Source organism: Cupriavidus sp. YR651, assembly GCF_900101625.1.
Lineage (GTDB): Bacteria > Pseudomonadota > Gammaproteobacteria > Burkholderiales > Burkholderiaceae > Cupriavidus.
In genome coordinates this window covers 24,500-31,396 of sequence record NZ_FMYZ01000025.1, presented here as the reverse complement: position 1 = coordinate 31,396, position 6,897 = coordinate 24,500, and the positions used below count along the sequence as shown (strand labels likewise).

General features: G+C 65.2%; 4 protein-coding genes. 1 reads left to right on the top strand and 3 read right to left on the bottom strand.

The genetic code is table 11. The features are described from left to right. The 3 genes from BLR29_RS30695 to BLR29_RS30685 all read right to left on the bottom strand — a co-directional run. The coding region (locus tag BLR29_RS30695) for an efflux RND transporter permease subunit (protein ID WP_092143587.1) at positions 1 to 3,020 on the bottom strand (3,020 nt) is incomplete at its 3' end. Positions 3,021 to 3,120: 100 nt separating this feature from the next. Continuing rightward, complete coding sequence (locus BLR29_RS30690; RefSeq protein ID WP_092143584.1) at positions 3,121 to 4,404, bottom strand: efflux RND transporter periplasmic adaptor subunit; 1,284 nt, start codon at positions 4,402 to 4,404, stop codon at positions 3,121 to 3,123. Between the two features lie 224 nt (positions 4,405 to 4,628). Then, positions 4,629 to 5,507, bottom strand: a complete 879-nt coding sequence (locus BLR29_RS30685) for an alpha/beta hydrolase (RefSeq protein WP_092143581.1) — start codon at positions 5,505 to 5,507, stop codon at positions 4,629 to 4,631. A 374-nt stretch (positions 5,508 to 5,881) separates the two neighbouring features. Between BLR29_RS30685 and BLR29_RS30680 the strand changes: the two genes are divergently transcribed. After that, complete coding sequence (locus BLR29_RS30680) at positions 5,882 to 6,811, top strand: LysR family transcriptional regulator (RefSeq protein ID WP_092143577.1); 930 nt, start codon at positions 5,882 to 5,884, stop codon at positions 6,809 to 6,811. Positions 6,812 to 6,897 lie beyond the last annotated feature (86 nt).

The window sequence follows — 6,897 nt, the reverse complement described above, 5'->3', positions numbered from 1 at the left end:
CGCATCTCCGAGCCGGCACCGGTGGACACCACCAGCGGCACCACACCCATGATGAACGCGAACGACGTCATCAGGATCGGGCGCAGACGCAGGCGGCTGGCTTCGATCGCGGCCTGCACCACCGTGCGGCCGTGATGCTCCAGTTCCCGGGCGAATTCCACGATCAGGATCGCGTTCTTCGCGGACAAGCCCACCAGCACGATGAAGCCGATCTGCGTGAAGATGTTGTTGTCACCACGCGTGAGCCAGACCCCGGTCATGGCGGCCAGCAGGCTCATCGGCACGATCAGGATCACGGCCAGCGGCAGCGTCAGGCTCTCGTACTGGGCAGCCAGCACCAGGAACACCAGCAGCACGCACAGCGGGAAGATCCACACGCCCGCGTTGCCGGCCAGGATGTCCTGGTAGGTCAGCTCGGTCCATTCGAAGTTGATGCCCTTGGGCAGCGTTTCGGCGGCGATGCGCTCGGCTGCGGCCTGGGCCTGGCCGGACGAGAAGCCTGGCGCGGGGCCACCGTTCATGTCGGCGGCGGTAAAGCCGTTGTAGCGGATCACGCTGTCCGGGCCGAAGCTCTGCTTGACCTTCACCAGCGACGAAAGCGGCACCATCTCGCCACTCGCGCTGCGCGCCTTCAGTTGCAGGATGTCCTCGGCGTGCTGGCGGAACTGCGCATCGGCTTGCACCTTGACCTGGTATGTACGGCCGAACTTGTTGAAGTCGTTGACGTACGCGGAGCCAAGATAGGTCTGCAGCGTCTCGAAGACATCCGTCACCGGCACGCCGAGTTGCTTGGCCTTGGTGCGGTCAAGCTGCACGTCCAGCTGCGGTACGTTCACCTGGTAGTTGCTGAAGATGCGGGCCAGTTCAGGTGCGGCGCGTGCCTTCGTCATGAACGCTTTGGTCGCATTGAACAGCTCGTCATACCCCAGTGCGGCACGATCCTCGATCATCAGCTTGAAGCCTCCGATGGTGCCCAGGCCCTGCACGGGCGGGGGCGGGAACACCGCGATGAACGCATCCTGGATCGACCCATACTGCTTGTTCAGGTCGGCGGCAATCGCATTGCCCGACAGCTCCTTGCTCTTGCGCTTGTCGAATGGGTCCAGCGTGACGAACACGATGCCGGCGCTCGGGCTGTTGGTGAAGCCATTGATCGACAGGCCCGGGAAAGCCACCGCCGATTCCACGCCCGGGTGCTTCAGCGCGATGTCCGACATGCGGCGGATCACGTCCTCGGTGCGGTCCAGCGTGGCGCCGTCAGGCAGCTTGGCAAAGCTCACCAGGTACTGCTTGTCCTGCGCCGGCACGAAGCCCTTCGGCACCATCTGGAAGACGCCCCACGTGGCCACCAGCATCAGCGCGTAGACGCCGAACACCGAGCCCTTGCGGCGGATCACGCCCTTCACGCCACGGCCGTAGTTCTCGGCGCTGCGGCCGAAGAAGCGGTTGAAGCCGGCGAAGAAGCGGCCCAGCACGCGGTCCATCGCGCGCGACAGCCAGTCCTTCGGTGCGTCATGGCCGCGCAGCAGCAGGGCCGACAGCGCCGGCGACAGCGTCAGCGAGTTGAAGGCCGAGATGATCGTCGAGATCGAGATCGTCAGCGCGAACTGCTTGTAGAATTGGCCGGTCAGGCCGGTCATGAAGGCCAGCGGCACGAACACGGCGATCAGGGTCAGCGCGATCGCGATGATCGGGCCGCTCACTTCGCGCATGGCCTTGTACGTGGCTTCCTTGGGCGATAGCCCCTCTTCGATGTTCCGCTCGACGTTTTCCACCACCACGATCGCATCGTCCACCACGATGCCGATTGCCAGCACCAGGCCGAACAGCGACAGCGCGTTGATGGAGAAGCCGAATACGTGCATCAGGCCGAACGTACCGACGATCGACACCGGCACCGCCAGCAGCGGGATGATCGACGCGCGCCAGGTCTGCAGGAACAGGATCACCACCAGCACCACCAGCGCGATGGCTTCGAACAGCGTGTGAACCACGGCCTCGATGCTGTGGCGCACGAACTGCGTGGGGTCATAGACGATGCTGTAGTCCACGCCTTCCGGCATGTTTTCCTTGAGCTCCTGCATGGTCTTGCGCACGTCATCCGAGATCTGGATGGCGTTGGAACCCGGCGACTGGAAGATCGGCAGCGCCACGGCGGACTTGTTATCCAGCAGCGAGCGCAGCGCGTATTCCGACGCGCCCAGTTCGATGCGGGCGATGTCCTTCAGGTACGTCACGGCACCGTCGGACGAGGTCTTGACGATGATGTCGCCAAACTCTTCCACGGTCTGCAGACGGCCTTGTGCGTTGACCGACAGTTGCAGGTCGGTCCCCGGCAGCGACGGCGACTGGCCGATCACGCCGGCCGCCACCTGCACGTTCTGCTCGCGGATCGCGCGGACCACGTCGGACGCCGCCAGGTGGCGCTCGGCGATCTTCTCCGGATTCAGCCAGACCCGCATCGAGTAGTCACCCGAGCCGAACATCTGCACCTGACCCACGCCCTGGATCCGCGCCAGGCGGTCCTTCACGTTGATCAGCGCATAGTTGCGCAGGTACGTCATGTCATAGCGGTCGTTCGGCGAAACCAGGTGGACCACCATGGTCAGGTCGGGCGAGCTCTTGACGGTCGTGATGCCCAGGCGGCGGACGTCCTCCGGCAGGCGCGGCTCGGCTTGCGAGACGCGGTTCTGCACCAACTGCTGTGCCTTGTCCGGATCGGTACCCAGCTTGAAGGTCACGGTCAGCGTCAGCGTGCCGTCGCTGTTGGCCTGCGAGTTCATGTAGAGCATGTCCTCGACGCCGTTGATCTGCTCTTCCAGCGGCGTGGCCACCGTCTCGGCGATCACCTTCGGGTTGGCGCCCGGGAACTGCGCGCGCACCACCACCGAAGGCGGCACCACTTCCGGGTACTCCGAAATCGGTAACTTGAACATCGAGATGGCGCCGATCAGGAAGATCAGCACCGACAACACGCCCGCAAAAATCGGGCGATCGATAAAGAATTTCGAGAGATTCATCTTGGTCTCGGCGAAAACACCCCCCTGGCCGTCCGCCGGAGCGGACGCCATGTGGTGCAGCGGGGGAAAAAATAGGCTGGCGGTGCGGGCGGAGCGGGGCTCAGCTCACTTGCCCGGCCGACGGCTTCTTGTCGTTGTCGCTCACGACCTGGCCGGCAGGCTTTTCAGCGGGCTTGCCGTCCGCGGCCTGCTTGCGATCAGGCGTATTGCCGCGCGGCTCCAGTTCGCTGCGATAGGCCATCGACACCGGCTTGGGCGCCACCGTGACACCGGGGCGCACACGCATCAGGCCGTTGACCACGATGTTCTCGCCCGGCTGCAGGCCCTTGCGGATCACGCGCAGCCCTTCATACGACGGGCCGAGGTCCACTTCGCGGTACTCCAGCTTGTTGGTCTTGTCGACCACCAGCACGAACTTCTTGCCCTGGTCGGTACCGATCGCGCGATCGTTGATCAGCACGGCGGGATGCGGCGTGCCGCCACCGAGCTTGACCTTGGCGTACAGGCCCGGCAGCAGGCGTCCATCCTCGTTGTCGAAGATGGCACGCACGCGGATGGTGCCGCTGCGCGTATCGAGCCGGTTGTCGACCGAATGAATCTTGCCCTTGTGCGGGTTGCCGTCCTCGTTGGCCAGGCCCAGGAACACCGGCAGGTCGTTCTTGCCGCCGCCGGCGCCCGGCGCCGTGTAGCGCAGGTAGCTCTGCTCATCCACATCGAAGCTGGCGTAGACCGGGGACACCGACACCACCGTGGTCAGCGCCGGAGACGCCGCGCCGGCGGCCACCAGGTTGCCCACCGTGATCTCGGCACGCGACACCTTGCCCGCGACCGGGGCGACGATGCGCGTGTAGCCCAGGTTCAGCCGGGCCACCTCCAGCGCGGCCTGCGCGCCGCGCACGTCGGCCGTGGTTTCGCTCGCGGCGTTGATCCGCTCGTCGAATTCGCGGCGCGAGATCGCGTTGTCGTCCAGCAGGCGCTGCGCACGGACCTTTTCTGACTGGGCGTGCGAGGCGCGGACCTGCGCAGCTGCCACCGCGGCTTCGGCGCGGGCAACTTCCGCCGCATACGGGCGAGGGTCGATGGTGAAGAGCGGATCGCCCTTCTTCACGATGGAGCCCTCGCGGAAGTGGACCGTGTCGATGGTGCCGGAAACACGCGGGCGGATTTCCACGCGATCCACGGCTTCCAGCCGACCGGAGAATTCATCCCATTCGGTGATGGTCTGGCCCACGGCCGCCGCCACTTCCACGGGAGCCGCCGGCGGCGGGGTGTTGGCCTGGGCTTCCCCGCCATGCCAGGGCCGCAGCACCGAGGTGGCCACGCCGGCGCCAAGGACTGCCACGATGGCAATGGCGATCAGCGTGCGTCGAGACTGATGATTCATTTTCTTCACTCCGTATTTCTGTCGGGTTTTCTTCAACTGGAAAAGCAAAAGGCCGAACGCGTCCCGCCGGGCCGGCGAGGCCCGGAAATCAGGGGAAATAAGGGTTCGTCCCGGCCGGGATGACCAGGGCTATGCCAATACCGCTGCCAGCCTCAAAGGGCGCTGGCAAGGAAACTCCGGACGCTTAACTATTGCTTCTCGCGCCGGGCCGGCGTTCGGGCCGGTTATGAGGCGTCGTCGGCCTGTGCGAAACATTCGCGCAGGAACCGCGCACCTTCGTTGACCCATGCCTGACACTTCTCATGGGATTGTTCCACCCCGTCGCCGCAGCCACCGGGCATGATCAGAGTCCTGGCCGGAATACCGGCCTTCACGAGCCGCGCGGCGAACGCTTCGCCCTCGGCACGCAACGCATCCTGTTCGGCCACCTGCACCAGCGTCCGGGGCAGCCCCACCAGGCGGGAGGCCAGTGCCGGCGCGGCATACGGGTGCACGCTGGCGGCCGGCGTCGGGAGATAGTCCCGGTAGTTGCAGGCCAGCCGGCGCAACATTTCCATCGGCACCTGCCCCTTGGCGGCCATCGACGCATGCTGCAGGCACGGGTCCGTCACGGGCCGGATCAGCCACTGGCCGACCGGCTGGGGCATGGCGCGGTCGCGCAGCATCTGCGACAGCGCAATCGCCAGGTTGCCGCCGGCTTCCTCGCCGACCAGCGCAAAACGAAGCTTGTCCAGCTTCAGACGGCGTGCATGCTTGATCACCCACGCCACGGTATTGACCGCATCTTCCGGCGCCGCCGGGAACGGGTGGTCCGGGGCCAGCGAATAGGCTGGCGTCACCACCACGGCCGGGACCGACTCCGCCAGGTCCCGCACCAGTTGCCTGGCCGCATCCACGCCACCGTCCACAAAGCCGCCCGTGTGCAGGTACACCAGCCATGGCAGCAAGGCGGCCCCGGCTCCCGGCGCGTAACCGGCCGGGTAGCACACGCAGACCTGTATCTCGCGGTCTCCGCTGGAAACGATATGCTGGTCCACACGCCCTTCTCCCTTGCCTGTGGCCGACGTTGCGGCGGTGGTACGGGGGGACACGGTCTTGGACATGGTGGGTACGACGCCTGCACGGGCCGCCGATACTGTGTTGCGATGCAACGGATTATGGTGATTGACGGCAGTGGGATAAAGCAACAGATTGCCAACTCACTGTTTCTGGAGTGGAATAATCAGCGAAGTGAAACCACACGTCTTGGCAAGGACACCTGAAATGTGATTCACTCCGGTCCTTCGGTGTGCGCGCGATGTGGGGAACAGCGCGGCGCCGAGCCCCCAACCCTCCACCCCTCCCCGCTCCGGCCGCCACTGGCGGACCGCCGGCAGCCAATCCAGGCCGCGCACTTGACATGCAGCAGAGCCGCTCCCGCCAGACACCATCCTTCGGAACGTAGTAGCCCGGTCTCACCCCTTTCGGAAGCAACATCATGGATCGTCTTGTCTCTATGCAGGCATTCACCCGGGTGGTGGATGTCGGCAGCTTTGCGCGCGCGGCGGAGTCTCTGGACCTCCCCAAGGCAACGCTCACCCGGCTCATCCAGAACCTGGAAACCCATCTGGGCGTCAAGCTGCTGCACCGGACCACGCGTCGCATCAGCGTGACCACGGATGGCGCCGCCTATTACGAACGCTGCGTGCGCATCCTGGCGGATGTGGACGAAGCCGAGCAGTCCCTCACGCGACACAACAACTCGCCGCGCGGAACACTGGCGGTGGACACCACCGCCGGACTGGCCCAGATGGTGCTCGTTCCCCACCTGCACGACTTTTTCAATGCCTATCCCGAGCTGAAGCTGGAGCTGACCATCAACGGCAAGCCCATCGACCTGCTCAAGGAAGGCGTGGACGTGGTGCTGCGCGTGGGTACGCTCGATGAAAACATGGTGGCGCGGCGTATCGGCCAGCTGAAGCTGGCCTACTATGCATCGCCCATCTACCTGCGGCGATTTGGCACACCAGGTGACCTCACTGAGCTGGCCCAGCACAAGGGCGTCAACTACCTGTCCAACCGGACCGGACGCGAAATGCCCTGGACGCTGACACGTGGCGGGGAGCGCAGCGAAATCCTGCTGCCGTCGGCCATCTCGACCAATGACGCCGACGTCTACGTGGGCTGCACGCTGGAAGGCCACGGCATCGCCCGCATTGCACGCGCGATGGCGGAGCCGTACGTCAACAGCGGGCGATTGGTGGAAGTCATGGCCGACTGGCAGACCGACGAGTTGCCGATCTCCGCGATGTATCCGCAGAACCGGCACCTGTCCGCCAAAGTCCGCGTGTTCGTCAACTGGGCGGCCGACGTGTTCTCGCGCCATCCGCATTTTGGTGCCGTACCTCAACAGCTCGCCGCGGCTTAAGCAACGACTCCCGAAACAACCACCCCCGCGCGGGGGTGGTCCTTTACGCTGCCACGCATCCGCTCACTGGCGGCCGATCTCCTGCA

Coding starts and splice junctions, on each gene's coding strand:
- BLR29_RS30690 (WP_092143584.1), bottom strand. CDS start 4,404: ATGAATCATCAGTCTCGACGCACGCTGATCGCCATTGCCATCGTGGCA.
- BLR29_RS30685 (WP_092143581.1), bottom strand. CDS start 5,507: ATGTCCAAGACCGTGTCCCCCCGTACCACCGCCGCAACGTCGGCCACA.
- BLR29_RS30680 (WP_092143577.1), top strand. CDS start 5,882: ATGGATCGTCTTGTCTCTATGCAGGCATTCACCCGGGTGGTGGATGTC.